10 protein-coding genes are annotated in these 18,286 nt (G+C 43.9%); 1 reads left to right on the plus strand and 9 read right to left on the minus strand.

Features of this window, described 5'->3' with window-relative positions; genetic code table 11:
• Nucleotides 1–86: 86 nt before the first annotated feature.
• The 4 genes from DDR33_RS13650 to DDR33_RS13665 all read right to left on the minus strand — a co-directional run bounded on the left by DDR33_RS13650 (nt 87) and on the right by DDR33_RS13665 (nt 6,665).
• Nucleotides 87–1,673: a RagB/SusD family nutrient uptake outer membrane protein gene (locus tag DDR33_RS13650; RefSeq protein ID WP_109416350.1), complete on the minus strand. Its 1,587-nt coding sequence runs from the start codon at nt 1,671–1,673 to the stop codon at nt 87–89.
• Between the two features lie 18 nt (nt 1,674–1,691).
• Complete coding sequence (locus DDR33_RS13655; RefSeq protein ID WP_109416351.1) at nt 1,692–4,679, minus strand: SusC/RagA family TonB-linked outer membrane protein; 2,988 nt, start codon at nt 4,677–4,679, stop codon at nt 1,692–1,694.
• Between the two features lie 377 nt (nt 4,680–5,056).
• Nucleotides 5,057–6,070, minus strand: a complete 1,014-nt coding sequence (locus DDR33_RS13660; protein WP_109416352.1) for a LacI family DNA-binding transcriptional regulator — start codon at nt 6,068–6,070, stop codon at nt 5,057–5,059.
• 100 nt (nt 6,071–6,170) lie between these two features.
• Nucleotides 6,171–6,665 carry a peroxiredoxin family protein gene (locus tag DDR33_RS13665; protein ID WP_109416353.1) on the minus strand — a complete coding sequence of 165 codons (495 nt, stop codon included), beginning with the start codon at nt 6,663–6,665 and terminating at the stop codon, nt 6,171–6,173.
• Between the two features lie 361 nt (nt 6,666–7,026).
• Between DDR33_RS13665 and DDR33_RS13670 the strand changes: the two genes are divergently transcribed.
• Complete coding sequence (locus tag DDR33_RS13670; protein WP_109416354.1) at nt 7,027–9,447, plus strand: S9 family peptidase; 2,421 nt, start codon at nt 7,027–7,029, stop codon at nt 9,445–9,447.
• An 81-nt stretch (nt 9,448–9,528) separates the two neighbouring features.
• On the opposite strand, the gene DDR33_RS13675 is transcribed toward DDR33_RS13670, so the two are convergent.
• The 5 genes from DDR33_RS13675 to DDR33_RS13695 all read right to left on the minus strand — a co-directional run bounded on the left by DDR33_RS13675 (nt 9,529) and on the right by DDR33_RS13695 (nt 18,270).
• Complete coding sequence (locus tag DDR33_RS13675; RefSeq protein WP_109416355.1) at nt 9,529–10,866, minus strand: DUF4302 domain-containing protein; 1,338 nt, start codon at nt 10,864–10,866, stop codon at nt 9,529–9,531.
• Between the two features lie 75 nt (nt 10,867–10,941).
• A complete protein-coding gene (locus tag DDR33_RS13680; RefSeq protein WP_158280747.1) occupies nt 10,942–12,255 on the minus strand; it encodes a DUF4302 domain-containing protein in 1,314 nt (437 codons plus the stop codon).
• A 29-nt stretch (nt 12,256–12,284) separates the two neighbouring features.
• Nucleotides 12,285–13,130, minus strand: coding sequence for a zinc-binding metallopeptidase (locus tag DDR33_RS13685; protein WP_109416357.1), 846 nt, complete (start codon nt 13,128–13,130; stop codon nt 12,285–12,287).
• 12 nt (nt 13,131–13,142) lie between these two features.
• Complete coding sequence (locus DDR33_RS13690; RefSeq protein ID WP_109416358.1) at nt 13,143–14,609, minus strand: RagB/SusD family nutrient uptake outer membrane protein; 1,467 nt, start codon at nt 14,607–14,609, stop codon at nt 13,143–13,145.
• 16 nt (nt 14,610–14,625) lie between these two features.
• Nucleotides 14,626–18,270 (minus strand): SusC/RagA family TonB-linked outer membrane protein, encoded by a 3,645-nt coding sequence (locus tag DDR33_RS13695; RefSeq protein WP_109416359.1) that lies wholly within the window; start codon nt 18,268–18,270, stop codon nt 14,626–14,628.
• Between the last annotated feature and the right edge of the window lie 16 nt (nt 18,271–18,286).

Genomic DNA, 18,286 nt, shown 5'->3' on the forward strand with positions numbered 1-18,286 from the left:
AATATTTTATAGCATTTCCGGTTAAGTTTTCATACACACCTGGATGGAGACACCCGGGCATGCATGAAAAATCAGCTTTACGTTACTCAATAGCCCGGGTTCTGGGTAAGATTGGTGTTAGCAATTACATCACTGACCGGTAAAGGATATAGCGTCTTATAAGCCTCAAGACCTTTTCCCGCAGCTATACCTCCTTTAAACGGCCATAAGTAGGTGTCGGACGTATATTTACTATATCTGATGAGATCTGTGCGTCTGAATCCTTCCCAATACAGTTCTCTTCCTCTTTCATTAAGGATATCGTCAACAGTATAAGAACTGAGATTTCCCGAAGCATCACCGTAAGCCCTCTGACGAAGCAGATTAAGGTAGCCCAATGCAGTAGCCGTGCTTCCGGAACCGCCTCTGGCGACTGCTTCGGCATAGACAAGATACATTTCAGCAAGGCGGAACAAAGGAAAATCGGTTGAACAGTAAGTGCCTCCAACTGATGGAGGAGTAGTGCCAGTTGAAGTCAGGTTGGTAAACTTGGTAACTGCCAATCCCTGTTTGAAAATGGAAATATCTGTGATATTGGGGTTATCTCCCCAGAACATAGCCCTCTTATCTTTGGTGTTCTTGTAGTCGCCAAATAAGTTCGGAAGGTTCGGACGGCTGCGGTTGCCACCCCATCCCCCGTTCGGGATACCGAAACCAACCGGGCCCATGTCTCCGTTTACTGCAGCGTTGATGAGATAAGTAGTTCCTCCGTAATTCTGCGTTTTAACACCATCATAATTAATAGAAAGGATCACTTCAGGATTGTTCTTATCGTTATCGCCTTTAAACAGATTTGCGTAAACAGGGTGCAGGGAATAATGTCCTGAGGAAATCACCTTCCCGGCATATTGTGCAGCCTCGTTATATTTATTTGTCCCGGTATAAACTCCTGCGTTCAGATACAGCCTTGCCAACAATGCCCAGTCAGCAGCTTTCGTCACACGGCCATATTCATTCGTCTCCTTCAGCAAAGGCTCGATGGCCAATAATTCAGATTCTACATATTCGAACAGTTTTGCACGGGTGATCTGTTGAGGCGATTCTTTGCCCACTTTGTTTTCCTCTGTTATAAAAGGAGGATTTCCGAAAAAATCCATCAGCACCCAGTATTGAAATGCCCGGATAAAACGGGCTTCCGCTGCAAAATATTTAATCTCCTGCGCATCATTCCCGGTTATCCCTCTTGATGCAACTTTTGCATCGGTACTTTCCCTTAAGAATTCATTTACCACGGAGATCTGATACATACTGCGTGCATACATTCCGAGGATCAATACATTTGATGGCACATAGCTATTGTAATCTAAGCCCTGAATACCACCACCGGCGTCTCCTATCCAGGCACAGGCAGCTTCATCTGTCGGCAACTCCTGTAAGTTCCAGTATCCTCTGAGAAAATCCGCAAATCCCGGATCCTGACCGGAAACATCACTGGTCCCCGTCCCGATGTTACTGGGGGTAGCGTAACTTCCGTATACTTTAGCAACGCCGCTTTGATATCCGCTGAAATCCGCATAGGCCTTATCGGCTGTAATATCGTTTGTAGGCGTAAGATCCAAATCCTTTTTACAGGAACTGAAGGCCAGCGACAACACAGTTGCCATCGCCAATATTTTATAGTTATAATTGTTCATCTTATTTCCTTTCAATATTTAGAAACCAACATTCAATCCCAGCACATAGGTCCTTGGTCTTGGATAAAACTTGTAATCTATGCCGTTATAATTCTCGGGATCAACACCTTTGTAATCTGAAACCACAAACACGTTCTGCACATTCGCTGATATTGTCAGGTTCATCTTGCTGTTTCTGACGATATTTCCTGCGGCATAAGCCAGACCGAGATTATCCATTTTGAGGAATGAGGCGTTCTTTACATAATAATCTGAATAATACTGATTGGCGGAGAAGCCGGTATTAAGAAAATCTTTTACCACATTATTTACTACCCCCGAAGTGGCGTCCAGAATGACTGTTCTGGAAGAAAGATTTGAGCTCACGTTGTCATAGATGTAATTTCCAATGCTTGACCTTAGTACAGTACTAAGCGTCCATTTGTGGATTGACAGAGACGTCGAAAAACCAAGGGTGAACTTTGGAAGCGGCGACTTATAAAAATATTTATCCGCCTCTGTAATTGTTCCGTCGCCGTCCAGATCAGCATAAACCCCACTTAAAGGTTTTCCACTTTCGTCGTACACCTGCTTCCACACATAATAAGAGAAAGGAGGACGGTCAAGCGCATGCGCCTGGATCTTATTGCCGGTAGAACCGGTGATATCTCCTACAGCAACCATATAGTCGGGATCATAAGAAGCCGTAAGATTGGTGACTTTTGTTTTGTTATAAGTAAAGTTAAAGCCTACATCCCATGTAAGATCATTCTTAAGCACTGGCTTGGCATTGATAGCCAGCTCTATACCGTCCGCTTCCATGTTTCCGACATTCGTCAGCAGCTGGTTGCTGAAGTTAGATCCGATAGGAATAGGAATGACACTGAGCAGATCCTTTGTTTTCTTTCTGTAAACATCGATACTACCATTGATACGCCCGTTAAGGAATCCGTAATCAATACCAGCGTTATAGGTGGTTGTAGTTTCCCACTTAATATCCCCGTCATAAGCAACGGGCGCATTCATGTAGTAAAACGTGTCGCCGATCTGATACATCGCCTCATTATTACTTACTGAATAGTTAGGCAGGTAAGAGTAGTTGGCGATACCTTCCTGCTGCCCGGTCACACCGTAACTGAGGCGTAATTTTAAATCGGATAATGTACTGCTGCCTTTCAGGAAGCTTTCTTCATTCATCCTCCAGGTAAATGCCGCCGAAGGAAATATCCCCCAGCGGTTGTCTTTGCTGAACCGTGAAGAACCGTCGGTACGAACAGTTCCTGATAAAATATACCGGTTATTTAAGGTGTATATTAAACGTCCGTAATAGGATAATAACCTGTTTTCAGGAATATCATATGGGAATTTCGGAGTACTCTTAACTGTCGTGGTATCTGCCTCGTAACTCGGGAAATTATAGTTCTTGGTCCGGTTAGCATAATAGCCATATCCCGCTGTTGCGTTAATATTGCTGTTGATGGACGAGATATCTTTCGTATAATTCAGATATGCTTCCACTACATAGTTGGATATAGTCGACTTATACCGGTTATAATTTCCCCTGGTGCTAAAGCTTATAGCGGCATCAGCCGGGATAAACGTAGAACCCTGTCCTTTCGACACATCATAACCTGCGTTCAGGTTGGCATGCAGTTCGGGCAGAAAATGAAACGAATAATCCAGCTGCAGATTGCCGAAGCTTCGCATGGTGTGAGCATTGTCATCTTTCATCCTTATAGCAGAAACAGGATTGCGCGGAGCATTTGGATTTAAGGTTCCGTCGGGCCTGGTCCATTCAAAGTATCCGCCATAAGGGCTTTGGGGATCAGTTACAGCCTGGGTAGGATTAAACTGTATAGCACCGGAAATTGCATCCTGATTAGCAAATTGTGAAATTGCCAGCGAGTTCTTCATGTTGAAATCTACCTTCAGGTGATTATCCAGTAAACGGGGACTCAGGCTGAGAGCAGCAGTTCCTCTTTCTAATTTGTCGGTAATAAGCGTACCATTCTGATTAAGATATCCAAAGGAAACCCGGTATGGCGTGATCTTCGATGTTCCCGATATACTTAAATTATTGTCGGTTGATACTGCGTTGCGAAAGATCTCATCCTGCCAGTTCGTATTTGCGGTACCCAATAGTTTCTTTAAATCTTCAGAACCATTCGCATTTACGTACTCCCTTACCTGATCCGCTGTTAAAACGTCCACTTTCTTAGCCACCGTAGAAACCGAATTCTGACTGCTGAAGTTTATTGCAGGAGCTCCGCTTTTCCCTTTTTTCGTGGTGATCAAAATCACTCCATTCGAAGCACGTGATCCGTAAATAGCGGTCGCATTCGCATCTTTCAGAACGGTGAAAGTCTCAATATCATTCGGATTGAGCAATGCCAGCGGGTTTCCAATACCAGGTAAGGTATTTTTCCCTGACGCATCTTTGAAATTGGAAAAAGGCACCCCATCTACAACGATCAGGGGATCATTGCTGGCATTCAGTGAAGCGCCTCCCCTGATACGGATTGTGCTGGGACTACCTGGCTGACCACCGTTAGTTGTCACCTGCACGCCTGCTACCTTACCTACTATAAGCTGCTCAGGCGTGGCGATATTACCTTTTTGAAAATCCTTTGAACTTACCGTCGAGATAGATCCGGTAAGATCTTTCTTCTGCTGGGTACCATAACCAATCACGACAACCTCTGTCAGGTTTTGCGTGTTGGGGACCAGCTTTACATTCATTTTTCTTTCGCCGTTCACCGTAACAGGTGTTTCTGAAACCTGGTACCCAATGAAACTGACAGAAAGAACATAACTACCATTCGGAACAGCGTTCAGCTTAAACACCCCGCTGGCATCAGTAGAGGTTCCCCTGTTAATACTCTTAATACTAACGGAAGCCCCAGGCAATGGCTCGCCTTTTTCATCCAGTACCTGCCCGCTGATACTTCCGGTCTGCGAAAACCCGCAAACTGAAAAGAGGACGAGGCTGAGCAAAAGAAGCAAGCTCTTCATGTAATCTTTTTTCATTGAATTTTATTTTAAGTTTAACATCCCGGTTAGTACATAATTGGAATGGGATAAAGATAATCGGGAACGTTCCCGAAGCAAAGCAAAACGAGTAAAAGTTTTCCACATTTTATTGTAAGCGAGGGAGCATTATCTAAGTGTACTTGTTACACATCGAACCAAAACCAATATAAAATATTGATTAACAATGATTTAGTAACGATGCTACACCTAGAACAGTATGTCATCTAAAGGGCGTTAATCTCCGGGAACGATACCGATAATGCCTTGTAAAAATGTTGAAAACTAATAAAATAGTAGTTTTAGCAAACTCCGGATTCTTCCCGGAATGGAGGAATTTGCCTAAGCTGTAATATAAGTGAAGATGAATTTTCAGATCACGATCCCAGGGTAGATTGCCTTATAACAAGCTCCGATTCAAGCACCACATGCTCAATGATATCATCATTATTTTCTGAATTCAACCGGCGGAAAAGGATATTCGCAGCCTCCATTCCCATATCGTAAGCAGGTTGCGTGATAGTAGACAGGGCTGGATTCAAAAGGGAAGCTATTTCAAGGCTTGAAAAACAAATAATCCTGATGTCATTCCCTATTTTAAGGTTCATATTGTGGCAAACATAATAGCTGGCAATTGCGAGCCTTTCTACAGAGGCGAAAACTCCATCAGGCCGGATAGCGCTGAAAACCCTCCCGAGAATATCAAGGTTCTTCCCGAGTTCATTGCTGCAGTCGATCACGAGGTTTTCCACAAACGGGAGGCCTGCAGCTTCAAGAGCGTCTTTATACCCTTGCATACGCATCTTTCCGATCGACAGGTTCTTGTTCACCACCAGGTAAACGATCCTGCTGCATCCCCGGTCAATCAGATGTTTTGTAGCTGAAAAACTACTCTCATAATCGTTTGTTGACACCTTGGAAGCTTTTACATCATCATAGGTCCTGTCGAAGAAAACAAGCGGGATGCTCTTTTTTCTCAGTTTATGCATGTAGCTGTGATCATTGGCTTCACCTGTAACGGACATAATGATCCCCTCTACCCTGCCGTTATGCAGCTGCGACATAAAAGAAACTTCACGCTCAAAGTCATCGTTTGTAAGATAAATCTGCAAATGATATCCATTGTCCCGGGCGACGCGCTCCACGCCGTTGATCGCCCTTGAAAAGAAATTGTTGGCGATCTCCGGTACTATTACTGCTATTGTGCGGCTCTTCTTGTCACGGAGATTGCTGGCCATGTGATTAGGCTGGTAATTCAGCTCACGGGCCATTGCCAGGATCTTCTCTTTAGTCTCCTTGTTAATATCACTATGTCCGCGGAAGGCCCTGGATACTGTAGAAGTCGAAAGATTGAGTCTTTCGGCCAGTTGCTTGATATTAATGGAATCCATATAGAGTAATTATCACGATGACACGAAAACAATTCAAATATAGACGCTTTTCTTAAAGTTCTTGTTACGAAACGTAAAACTCTATTGTTTAGAGAAGCCCCTACTTCACTGCTTTAATGACCTCTTTGATATCTTTCTGGCCGCTCATGTACTTGCTCAGTGCTCCTTTATCAGAGTAAATAAACATGGCCGGGAATTTATCGGGATAAAACTTCTGTACAAACTCGGGGCGGTAGTCATGGAGCACTGTCACATTCGGTTTTCCGTAAAGATTTTTGCCATATGTTGACATAAACTTCATTATAGCAGGCTTGGTATCCATAGATACCAGGTAAATAGCGACGTGCTTAAATTCTTCATACTTCTTTCCGATCCCTTCAATTTCGTGCTGACAGTGATTACAGGTGACGTCGAACAGGATAAAAACAACCTTTCGGTTCTTCACAAGGTCTTTCTTTGAGAAGTCGCGGTTGTCGAGTCTCTGAAAAGTAAACTCGGGGATAAAGGGAGCGGGCTTAGTTTGAGCTCTCGCCCCGGATAGTATGGCTACGAACGCAAGTAACAGGGATATCTTTGAAAAAAGCTGTAGTTTCATCTCTTATTAATCATTAGTGAACACAAAATGTTTAGTATGCAATTTTAAGTAATTTTAATCGGAGTGGTGATGCCCTACCCACAAGAAATGATTAGTGGCAGCAGGACAACAGCTTCCGGTACTGGTGCCCCGGCTTTAAGTCAGAAGCAAAGGAAACTTGTGTTAAGGGCAATACCGGCAGCTATGTACGCTCGGCATTTAGGATAGACAATCTTTTTTGCTATTTTTCCATAAGCACTACCCCAATTTCAATTACTTAACAAAAAACCCGACGACAATTTGCTTATGAAGAAGTAATTTTACTATTACTCTATTAAAATCAGCCTTACTATTACCATATTAGCGTAACAGATTATTATTTATGAAAATTTTTAAGCTTATTTTACAGGGTTTCCTCATTATCCTGTTTCCGGCACATGTTCTTCACGCACAAACCAAACTTACATATCAAAAACCGCCTGCTGAAATTCTTGAGCTGCTGAATGCTCCTGCTACTCCCCTGGTCAGCATCAATGGCAAAGGCGATAAAATATTATTGCTTGAGCGTTCTGATTACCCTTCCATTGCACAAGTTGCCCAACCAATTTTAAGGATAGGAGGCTTAAGGATCAACCCGGCTACCAACGGATCTGCTAACAGCAGCGGATATACGAATATAAAAGTAAAAACGCTGAAAGATGGAAAAGAACTCCAGGTGAAGGGCTTGCCTTCAAATGCGCAAATAGGAAATATCACATGGAGTCCTGACGAATCTTGTATCGCATTTACCCAGGAAACAGAAAACTCCATTGAGTTATGGATAATAGAGCTCAACACACTGACCGCGAAAAGACTAAGCAAAGAATCTTTAAATGATGCGTATGGAAATACCTTCAAATGGGCATCAGACAGCAAAAGCATTGTGGCTCAGTTCGTTCCTTCCTCAAGGGGTGGAAAACCTGCAGAGAACACAGTACCTGAAGGTCCAGTAGTCCAGGAGAACTTAGGTAAAACTGCGGCAGCCAGGACCTATCAGGACCTTCTGAAGAATCCTTATGATGAAAAACTTTTTGACTACTATCTCACCGCTCAATTAAAACGAATTGATCTCCAGGGGAATGCTGCTAATATCAGTTCTCCCGCGATCTTCAGGAGGTTCGATTTTTCGCCTGACGGAACGTATATCCTGACACAAACCATCCAAAAGCCCTACTCTTACCTCGTGCCGGCATCAATGTTTCCTTACAGGATCAGCATTCTCGATGCAAACGGAACTCTGGTAAAAGATCTGTATGACGCGCCCCTGGCCGACAACAGGCCGAGGGGATTTGATGCAGTGGACAAAGGCCCGCGCGGACATTTCTGGCGTGCTGATCAAAATGCCACTTTATACTGGACTGAAGCACAGGATGAAGGAGATCCCAATAAGGATGCCCCTGTAAGGGATATTGTTTATACCCTTTCGGCCCCCTTTACGGCTGCACCTTCTGAACTGGCAAAATGCACCTATCGTTTCCAGGGTATAAACTGGGGAGCTGAAAATATTGCCATTATTAACGAGCGCTGGTGGAAAACCAGGAGAGAAAAAAAGACGCTGATCGATCCGGCAAAGCGGAGCGTGATAAAAGTCATCGCGGACCGCTCTTATGAACAATCCTACACGGATCCGGGAGATTTCATTACAACAAAAAACGCTTCGAGGAGAACGGTCCTTCTGCTGGCAAAAGAAGGCAGCAATCCTGTAGCTTTTACCATTAGTACAGGCGCTTCACCACTTGGCGACCGCCCCTTCCTTCTTCGGTGGAACCTGGTGAGCGGCAAAGCCGATACACTGTTCCGCTCAAAAGCTCCTTACTATGAATTGCCGGTATATTTTAACAATACAGGGAATCTGATCATCAGCCGTGAATCTAAGGACGCCGCTCCGAATTATTTCTTAGTCAACCTTAAAAACCGGTCGGCAAAAGCCATAACTGCTTTTCCCGATCCCTATCCTTCCCTGGGAGGAGTACAGAAACAACAACTCAAATATAAACGCGCAGATGGCATCGACCTGTCGGCCACCCTATACCTGCCTAAAGGATACAAGAAAGCGGATGGCCCTCTCCCGGTGCTCATGTGGGCATACCCGCGGGAGTTTAAAACAGTGGATGCAGCGTCGCAGGTAAAAGGTTCCCCCTACCGGTATACCAGAATAAGCTGGGGATCTCCTGTCTATTGGGTAACAAGAGGGTACGCGGTGCTGGATAATGCCGATATGCCGATCGTGGGAGAAGGCAAAAATGAACCCAATGATACATTTGTACAGCAGGTGCAGGCAAACGCAAAAGCGGCAGTAGACTACCTGGTGAGCACAGGAGTAGCAGACAGGAACAGGATCGGGGTCGGCGGCCATTCCTATGGCGCCTTCATGACTGCCAACCTCCTGGCCCACACCAATCTCTTTGCAGCCGGGATCGCCAGGAGCGGCGCATATAACCGTACACTCACGCCTTTCGGATTCCAGCAGGAAGAAAGGACCTACTGGCAGGCACCGGATGTTTACTTCAAAATGTCGCCCTTCAGTTATGCCGATAAGATCAAAACTCCGATCCTGCTGATCCACGGCGAGGCAGACGACAATTCCGGCACGTTCCCGATCCAGTCTGAACGGCTTTACAATGCATTAAAAGGGCATGGCGCAACCACGAGACTTGTGTTTTTACCGAATGAAGCACATCATTATTATGCAAAGGAGTCGGTAATGCATATGCTTTGGGAGATGGATGAGTGGCTGGAGAAGTATGTAAAGGGAAGGAAATGATACGTTCAGGAGACATAATAAAAAGCGCCGGCAGCTGCCGGCGCTTTTTATTATGTCTTATAGATTAACTCCACTTTGAGACTATTCTGCAAGCGATCCAAACGTCCCTGTGAAATATATTCCGGGACGATCCACACTGGTAAATTGACCTAACAGGCCACCGAGTTCAGGAGCCTCGTAATAATCTATTTTGAACCTGTCAAGACTTACAACATCTGTTATGCTCTTTACATAGCCCTTAATTAAATTTGCATTTGCTCCAGACCCCGTCGTTCCGAGAGGCTGTGCTGCAAACTTGAAGACTCCATCGTCTGTTTTAGAAAACTTATATGGAAACCTGGCTGTATATAATGAATTATTGCTCACGAAATAAATGTCAAGATTCATCGTGCCTGCCGGAATGTTCATACTGAAATCTGCAAAATAAAGAATGAGCCGGTATGGACTCCCTATCATAGCGGCATCAGATGTTGCCCATAATCCCGAAAATGCAGTCGACCAGCCGGGTATAGACGCATATCTGGTCGGAGACGGAACAGATATAACAGACGGAAACTCATTACCAAGCAAATAATGAAGCGGTATTATAGGTAACGCAGCATCATTAACCTCTGTTCTGCTCCCCCCCGTGGAAAAGAAGAACGCCTTTTTTTGTTCATCCCAAATGAACTCATCAATAAGGATATTACCTACTTTCAAAGCGTTCCGGAACCTTATTCCGTTTAAGGTGTAGGAGAATTCAGAGCCGACATTCTCAGCCTTCTTTTTTGCATTTACATATGTTGCAACCAAAGTCCTTGTACCTTCATTAACAGACAGCTGAAGAGCAGAAGACGGATCTGGCTGTAATTGAAGGAACCGGCTGCTGCTGAGGAACTCAGAAATACTTTTCATTGATGCTTCAAGGCTCTTCCCTTCATACTGCTGCCGTTCAGCCGCGGATGCTTTAACAAGGGTCAGTTCGTCTCCAAATCTATTGCCCTGTAACCGGATAGTATCGCCATTTGAATACAAAAATGAATATTGACGATCAGAACCTTTCGAGGGGTCTTCAAACTGGATCAGGTCAAGATGAGAGCCTTCTTCCAGGCTTAAGGTCGCGTTAATCCCTTGTGTTATTTCAAATTTATAACCGCTTTCGGAAGGAACAGATGCTGTGGTCTCATTAATATCTGCATATAAAGACAGCTTTCCGCCAGCTGGATTCAATTTTAAAAACAGAGAATAAAACCCTCCATCCTTTAATTTCAAAATCGCCTTCCATCCGTCCGCAGAAGCACCTGTAGCCTCCTGCAACTCCGCCAGTTTTTCCAGGGGATCCTTGAACGACTTTTCTATTGAATACTCCAGATCATCATCTTTGTTACACGATATCAGAATGAACGGCACGATTAATAAAAATAGTAATGCTTTTTTCATCACAATTTGATTGTTAATTTCTAATCATTGTAAATAAAAGGCAGGTAGCTGCAATTGCTACCTGCTTTAAACGATTTATTCTAAATTGCCCGTGAAATAGAAGCCGGCATTGTCTATGCTTGCAATCTTTCCCAAAATGCGCTTATCCGGGTCACTATAATACTCCATCGAAAATCTATCGTTATTGATATAATTCAGCAGAGGTGCCATGGCATTCTTAATCAGATCTGCATTCCCGTTAGCCCCTGTATACCTGAACTTAAACACTCCGTCACTGGTTTTTGTATAGCTATAGCTAAACCGTGCCAGGTAAGCCTGGTTATTTTGATATATGTAGGCGTCCATATCCATTAACCGCTCCTCCGTATTGAATACAAAATCGATATCGGCCAGAGTTAGTGGCGAGCTAAGAAGAGCATAAACATTTGCTGCTGCCTGCTGGCGCCTGGTAATAAATTCAGGAGACATTCCTGATATCGTACCGGCAGGCACCGCAACTGTTGTGAAGTTTGTTCCCAGCAACAAATGCATCGGGAACACCGGAGTTTCAGAAGCCTGGATTTCCAGTCGCTTATTGTCGTGTGTCAGGATGTAAAGCCCTGGCTTGTCATCATCCCAGTAGACATCGGTAAAAGCATTTCCGCCATATCTCATAGTGTCCTGAAGATGAATCCCGGTAAGAGTAAAACTAAAGAAGGAGCTTGTCGCTTTAATACCGCCTTCCTCAGCGTTCAAAATTGAGAAGGTCTTCATTGCAGCATTGACGGAGGTTTGAACTTTTTTGCCGTCTCCGAATTCGGTAAAAAGAAAAGGCTCCCCGGCAACATACGCAACTGTTTCATCAATGGCTTTTTTAAAATCCCCGGCCTTGTAAGAATCAGCCTGCGCTTTTGATGCCTTTACGAGGATCAGTTTGCTGCCCGACAGATTCCCCTTCAGTTCTATACTATCTCCTTTAACAGATGAAAACGCAAATTCAAAATCCGAAAACACGCCCCATCCTCTTGTTCCTCCATATACACTGGGATCGGGATCCGCAAGAATATGGATGTAGGAATAAGTATCGAAATAAAGGGAAGGAACCATTGCGGCTTTAAGCCTGTAAGTACTCCCATACGCGGCACCAGCTGTTGAGCTTGCAATGTCTGCAAACATGCTTACGCGGTCATTTTCCTCAAAATCTATATAGAAATTATATCCACCGCCACCCGCAGGATAAAGAGTCGCCACCCATCCGTTTTCAGAAGATACAAGCTCGCTCTTATACTGTTGCAGCGCTTTCTCAACGCGCACTTCCGGTTTCTCTCCAAATGCCAGATCAACATCATCCTTTTTGCACGCCGTCAGGCCGAAAGCTATTGCCATACAAAACCACAGCAGTCTTTTCATTATCTTGTGTTTTAAGCTTCCCATAATTATTAATTATTAATAGCAGCAAATACTTTTGCCTGCAAACTATAGAAATCCATATTCCATGATTCTTTATAGTAGCGTACAATCACTTGTTCCTTTTGCTTTATTGCCGCTTTGGCAGATGCAGATTGTATACTGTTAACAATTGCATTAAACCCTTCGCGCCCTTCTGTCAGCATTAAGGAAATCATTTCCACAAAATCTTCATCCACCCCGGCCCTTGAATAAGAGGTAATAAACCCTAGTTCACGCGATTGCGCATCAGTATAACTTGTCCAGGTAGCCGTGTAACCGGATGGTGTTATAGACCGGTAGTCGTCTGAATACCGGATCGTCTGATGAAGAATATGTGCAAACTCATGATGAATGGTATGCAGCATTCTTTTAACTTCAGCTTTATCCGTCTTTTCAAAATCATTCAGAACAAACAAAACGATCTTTCTGCCTCCTTCAGCCTGGCCGAGGGTGATGGTTCCATTGCTGTTCCATTCTGCACTTCCCACCAGTACATATTGCTTCGGACAGTAGGTCTTAATAAAAGCCTCTCCCGCCTCTGCGACATAGGGCTCTATCCAGACCTTTTTAACAGTCTCCATTACAGGGATCACTACGTCTTCCCTGGGAGGCGTCATATTCTTTGTCACCTCCAGTTCATAGGGATCCCAGCGGTATTTTACTTCGATATTGTAGGGGACAGTAAAATTATCATTCAACCATTTATCAAGTTCTCCCTTCACCCATGTATCCCCTTCAAGCCCTTCGGGAGCAGCTACTTTTTCCTCCTTCTGGCATGCAAGGGTGCCTGTCAGTAATAGCAGGAGCATTAATGATTTTATATTCGCAAACTTCATAACGTCAATTATTTACCTTGGATTCAATTCTAAACCAGCAGATTGCGCCTCAGCAGGCAATTGCAAAACCCTTCTTGGATCATTCGGTCCGACCACTATTTCCTCTTCCCCGACAGGACGATGTACTACCGTTAGCTTATGTCTGAGAATATCGAACCACCTGAGCCCCTCGAACAGAAATTCTGCTCTCTTAAGATCGAGTACTGTCTTTATAATCCCTTCTTTTGGATCAATGGTATTGTAATAAGAATAAATGGCATCCAGGTCAATATTATCCGAGGGGATATACCCTACTATCCGGACACTTAAAAATGTATTAATATCATCAACTGCAGATCCATAATTACCACTCGCAGCAAAAGCCTCTGCCCTGTTAAGCAACACTTCTTCTGCTGAAAACAAAGGAACCATATTATAGGGGAAGCCGATATTTGAGTTTATTCCATCTCTCACAAAATGTTCCCGAAACTTCGGAATGAAAATGTTCGATGGGTCTCCCCTGGTATATAAATAAGATGTATACGCAAGCTGCTGACCGGATACGTTACTGCTAAGAATACCAGGATATAACTGCTGCGTTAAACCAAAACGGTAGGTCGGATAAGACCGTCCCCAGATGGAAGGCATTTCTGTCAGGAGCAGATTTGAGCTTTCGGTGGCTTTCGTATACCGTGCTTCGAGCTCATTAAAAGAACCAGATAAATTACGGTATTCCTGTGAATTCAGCTGACGCAGCATTCCGGCCGGATTCGTACCTAAAAATACTTCATTTGCATGAGCGATGACCTTAGGATAGTCTCTCTTAAAAAGATAAAACCGGGATGCGAAGGCATGTGCAGCAGAGGTAGTAAAGTGATATTTCTGAACCTTATAAGATGTATTCACAATTAAAGGAAGTCCTTCGGTCAGATCCTTTTCTATTTGCTCGTAGACGAATGCTACAGTTTTACGTTCATATTTAGCTATTACCACATCTTCCGGCTTCGTTACGTAGGGTATCCCGGGATCAACAGCAGCTGTAGCTGGATCGTACACCTTAGAAAACAGGGTAACCAGCATAAAGTGTGCGTACGCTCTTGCTACCAGGGCCTCTCCCTTTGAAGATTTATAATCCTGGGGCTTATCAGCCTTATCGATAGCTTCCAAAGCATGATTTGCCGCAGCAATAGCCGCATAGCAAGCCCTCCAGTAGAACGCTGGTGAATCCCGGTCATTGTACCGTACGTCCCTGAAAAACCAGGGATCGCTGTTTACAGATTCAGATTGGGAAACAATCCCCTTATCAGCAGCATTATCAGACATTGCTTCCGTAAAAGGAATATAATTTGCCTGAGGATAAGCCGTTGCCAGCAATTCTGCAACCTTTTCCGGGCTGTTTAATTCGGTCCTTTGATCCGGCAATTGTTCCAGATACTTTTTACAGCTGCTAAAACCAGTCGCAGCTATAAGAACCGTTAGTATGATCTTTATATTTTTCATTGTTTAGCTATCTTTTTTAAATGCCCACTTTTAATGACAATGTAAACTGGCGGGGGATCGGCAAAGCGACACCTCCGGAACCAAAAAACTCAGGATCCATTCCATTCAGTTTTTTATCTGAGTAAATCAGCCAGACATTGTTGGCAATGCCGCTCAGGGCAACGCTGTTCAATCCAATAGTTTTCAGCACCTTTGAAGGAAAGTTATATGATAATACCACTTGCTTGAGACGAACATACCCTCCATCTGCAACACGTACAGAAGAGTAGTTGTAACTGTTGTACGGATATATGCCATAAAGACCAGCCATCGTCCGTGTATCTATAATGGAAGGAATATTAGTCCCCCCCTCGTCACCCGGAAGAACCCAGCGGTTTATAAATTCTTTGGGCATAGCATCAAGATCTGTAAAACTGGTATTTACATCCTGATAACTATTATTAAACATTGGAGACAATCTGATCTTATTTCCGGCACTATAGGTAAAAAGAGCAGATAAACTTAAATTTTTCCAGGACAGCGAATTATAAAATCCTCCGCTGATAGTAGGATCTACAGAGCCTTCGTATTTAAGATAAGAAGTTTCATCATCCTGCAGATATACATCGCTGCTTTTCTCCCCGTTCTCATTTATAAATTGAGGCAAGCCGTTTTCAGGATTCAGACCCTGAAAATCCAGAGAGAAAAGCCCCCTGTAGGGATGACCTTCCATTGGACCGCCATCGGGTTCAATTAAAGACCATATGTTCTCTGAAACACGAAGATTGGTAATCTTATTCTTATTATAAGCAAAGGTCAGATTTGTTCTCCATTTCAGATCAGTATTTTGTATCACACCGGCACCCAGTGTAAGCTCAATACCATGAGACCTCATATCCGCGTAATTAGCATTCTTCTGATACTCACCTCCGATCGCTGAAGTTCTGATAGGACTAATCAGATCAAATCCATCCCTGCGGTAACCATCTACAGTCAGCGTGAAGCGTTCATTCAGAAACCCAAGGTCAATACCAACATTCAGGTCATACGATTTTTCCCAGGTTAATTCCGAATTTTCAAGATTATCTATGGTGATCCGTGATTCAACTTCACTGAGATATGGGCGTAAGGTACTTCCGCTTCTCAGCACCAGGCTCGAATTAGTGGCATTACCCATACTGGCTGTTAAACCATAACTGGCCCTAAGTGTGGCTCTGTTTATTACGGATTGTTTCTTCATAAAATCTTCCGTGTCTGCATTCCATGCCCCGCTAACATTCCAGGTTGGAAGCCAGCGTGCTGTCCGGGCCCGGCCCAAAAGATTCGATCCGTCGTATCTCACGGTTCCATTGAAGTTATACTTTCCTTTATATGAATATGCCCCGTTTACAGCATATGCGATAAACCGGTCATAATTCCACTCCATTCCGTAATAATTAAAATTCCCCTCTACATCACGTTTAATTACTCTTGGATCTATATAAGGAACTCCACCTTTGTCGAACTGATAACCATAGCCATTATTAAATTTATTCTGCCTGTCAGCGTATCTGATCTCATGAGTAGCTAAAGCATGAAGAATATGATCTTTACGGATGGTCTTATCCCATTCCAGCTGGTGGCGAAAATTATAGCTGATAAGGTAATCGTCGTTCGTGTTATAAAATCCCCCATAGGGAAGAATTACAACCGGCTCCGCATCAGGATTATCAGGGTCCCTGTATAAAAATCTGTTACGTTCTCTAACTGTTGCATCGCCGGCAGCCCGGTAGGCTTCAGACATATTCGCCTTCTCCTTTACCTTATGTTCGCGATTCGTTTTAGCATACCTGAGAGCTCCCAACGCAGTATATTTCAGCGAGGGTATAATTTTGTAAGTCCCCTCACCCTGAAGCTTCAGATCTATCATGGAAAGATCCAGCGTATTATTGTCAAGCTCATTTATAATATTGAAGGGAGCAAAATTTCTTCTGAAATATTCAAGATCACCATTTCCGTCATAAGCAGTCAGCGTACGGCTGGTGTTAAGCGCATAACTAAACGGATTTATATCAAAATCACGGTCGTAACGGCCTTCTACGGGATTACTGTTCCTTCCTACTGTTCCGGGAGCTTGCTGGTCCCGGATCGATCCTTGCGTTATAAAACCGAGGGAAATTTTCTTTGAAAGATCAAAATTGGCCCTCATGTTTCCCGTATATCTTTTTACATTATCCCCAATCGTCCATCCATTATCATGAAGATAACTTGTAGATACATACAACTGCGATTTCTCACTTCCTGAAGACACACTGAAGGAATGTTCCTGCAGCAAAGAATTCCGAAACAAAACATCAAACCAGTCAGTATTGGCCTGGGCATACCTGGTGAGAAAAGTATTCCTCGCCTCCGCAGTTTTAGGCAAGCCAAACTGCCCGTTACTTTGCTCATACTGATTATACAGATCATTCAGCTTGGTAAAGATCCCTCCATCAGCCTTTCTGGATGTTTCAGATGCCAGCAACCACCCTTTGTTCTCCATCTCCATGTACACCGCCATTTGATCTGCCGAGTTCATGATATTAAAATTGTCATACGAAGGCTTGAGGTAAGTAGAGAAGTTACCGGTATACGCAACCACTGGTTTTCCTATCTTTCCTTTCTTTGTAGTTACTACAATGACACCATTCATGGCTCTGGCACCATAGAGAGAGGTAGCTGAGGCATCTTTTAATATCTGGAAGCTCTCTATATCTTCTGCATTCAACCCCGCCACGGAAGATCCGATCAAAGTTGTTGCATCACCAGTAGAAAGCTGCTCATTGGAGACATTCACCACATCCTCCAAAATCACACCGTCCACAACCCACAGAGGTTTGTTATCGCCGGTAATGGAAGTGGCTCCCCGGATTCGAATTTTGGGCGCAGCACCAAAGGTTCCCGATACGTTCTGAACCGACACACCCGCTGCCCGTCCCTGAAGCATTCTGCTGACATCTGTAATACCTTCCTGCTTTACATCACTTCCTTTTAGGGTGACTGCAGATCCGGTAAAAAGTTTCCTGGGTATAGACTGATATCCATTCACCACTACCTCTTCCAAAGCATTCACATCCTCTTCCAATGTCACGTTAATCGCCGTTCTCCCGTTAACAGGCACTTCCTGGCTTTTAAAGCCTATCATCGAAAAAACAAGAGTAGCTCCTTCTTTAACCCGGAGGGAATATTCGCCGTTCATTCCTGTTGCCGTACCATTCTTTGTGCCTTTTTCAAGCACATAAATACCCGGTGTAGCATCGGTTCCGGCTTTGGTCCTGACATGTACAGTACCTTTTACTACTATATCATCTCCCTGCTTTTTCACGGCCGATGAAGCCACGGCCTTCTTCAGGATCACTTTATTATCAATGATCTTATAAGTTATCCCATTAGATAAAAGTTGATTCAGCGCTTTATCCAGTGGCGCCGTATTTTTATCCGCTTCTATTATGCTTTCCTTATTGATCTGCGCCGCGTCATATACAAAACTCACCTGGTATTGCTTTTCCAGGCTTTTTATAAAATCACCCAGCTTCTGTCCCACCGGAGTGCCATGCTGGCTATTCACTTCAGCTCTTAAGCTGAAAACCGAAAAGACCATGGCTGTTGCCAGCAGCAGAAGCAGCAACATCCGCTTTTTCTTTTTGTAAACGTTTTCGTTCATAGTAATCCTGTTTGTT

The sequence above is a fragment of the Pararcticibacter amylolyticus genome (genome assembly GCF_003130405.1).
GTDB classification, from domain to species: Bacteria; Bacteroidota; Bacteroidia; order Sphingobacteriales; family Sphingobacteriaceae; genus Arcticibacter; species Arcticibacter amylolyticus.

Bases quoted from the DNA above. Each gene is read 5' to 3' on its own strand.
- DDR33_RS13650 (WP_109416350.1), bottom strand. From the start codon at position 1,673: ATGAACAATTATAACTATAAAATATTGGCGATGGCAACTGTGTTGTCG.
- DDR33_RS13655 (WP_109416351.1), bottom strand. From the start codon at position 4,679: ATGAAAAAAGATTACATGAAGAGCTTGCTTCTTTTGCTCAGCCTCGTC.
- DDR33_RS13660 (WP_109416352.1), bottom strand. From the start codon at position 6,070: ATGGATTCCATTAATATCAAGCAACTGGCCGAAAGACTCAATCTTTCG.
- DDR33_RS13665 (WP_109416353.1), bottom strand. From the start codon at position 6,665: ATGAAACTACAGCTTTTTTCAAAGATATCCCTGTTACTTGCGTTCGTA.
- DDR33_RS13670 (WP_109416354.1), top strand. From the start codon at position 7,027: ATGAAAATTTTTAAGCTTATTTTACAGGGTTTCCTCATTATCCTGTTT.
- DDR33_RS13675 (WP_109416355.1), bottom strand. From the start codon at position 10,866: ATGAAAAAAGCATTACTATTTTTATTAATCGTGCCGTTCATTCTGATA.
- DDR33_RS13680 (WP_158280747.1), bottom strand. From the start codon at position 12,255: ATGAAAAGACTGCTGTGGTTTTGTATGGCAATAGCTTTCGGCCTGACG.
- DDR33_RS13685 (WP_109416357.1), bottom strand. From the start codon at position 13,130: ATGAAGTTTGCGAATATAAAATCATTAATGCTCCTGCTATTACTGACA.
- DDR33_RS13690 (WP_109416358.1), bottom strand. From the start codon at position 14,609: ATGAAAAATATAAAGATCATACTAACGGTTCTTATAGCTGCGACTGGT.
- DDR33_RS13695 (WP_109416359.1), bottom strand. From the start codon at position 18,270: ATGAACGAAAACGTTTACAAAAAGAAAAAGCGGATGTTGCTGCTTCTG.